The sequence below is a fragment of the Winogradskyella pacifica genome (genome assembly GCF_013403915.1).
Taxonomy (GTDB): domain Bacteria; phylum Bacteroidota; class Bacteroidia; order Flavobacteriales; family Flavobacteriaceae; genus Winogradskyella; species Winogradskyella pacifica.
This window is the reverse complement of record NZ_JABFDI010000062.1, coordinates 1-821: the sequence shown is the minus strand read 5'-3', so window position 1 is coordinate 821 and position 821 is coordinate 1. Positions and strand designations below refer to the sequence as shown.

At 60.9% G+C, this 821-nt stretch carries 1 protein-coding gene; it reads right to left on the bottom strand.

Going from position 1 to position 821, the window contains the following annotated elements:
• Nucleotides 1-569: transposase (locus HM984_RS18050; protein WP_503328576.1), on the bottom strand; the 569-nt coding region annotated here is incomplete at its 3' end.
• Nucleotides 570-821 lie beyond the last annotated feature (252 nt).

The following is an 821-nucleotide window of genomic DNA, read 5'->3' as shown; positions in this document are numbered from 1 at the left end:
GTTTTCTCGTTGTCGGTCAGTAGGTAGGTCGGGGCGCCGCCGATGATCCGGAAGACGCGGTCCAACCCGGCGAAGACGCTTGCGGCGGTGCGATCACGTAGTGGGACCACGATGCGAAATCGGCACCAGGCGAGCCAGGAGACGAGGAGCACAATTTTGCGTCCACCGACTACTGGTCCGTCACCGAAGTCGTATTGCAGCCATAATCCTGGTTCGGTGATCCAGGGCCGGTGCACTCGCGTATTGCCCAGTCGCCATTGGGTTTTGATTTCTGATAGTGCCCGGCGGGTGGTGCGGTCGGTGCCGACATACCCCATGGCTATCAATCGTTCGTGGGCTTTGTCGCCGCGGATTTTGCCTTTGGATTCGGATACCCAGCCTTCGAGGACTTCGTTCCAGTCGTCGATGATCTTCGCTCGTCGTGTTGCCGGCGGGAGCCCGGCGGCGCGGTCCTCGACGGCTTTTTTGACGGTGTTGTGGGAGCAGCCGCAGAGTTCGGCGGTAGCGCGGAATGAGCCGGTCAGATCGTAGGTGGTGAGGATGTCCATGAGTTCTCCGTCAGACTTCACTGTGGTCTCTCCTGCGGTGGGTTCGATACGGACCAGGCATCGGTATCGAAACCGCAGGAGAGGCTGCTTCGGCGCTGACGCGCCGAGCGGGATGGGAGTGGTCTGGGCAGATTCACGTCCGCCAGCGGTCACTTTCATGTCCGCCAGTGGGCAGTTCTTATTGACCGTCAGTGGTCACTTTCGTGTCCGCCTGTGGTCAGTTTTTCATGTCCGCCGACACGCGACCCAGCAACCGCTACCGCCACACTCGCC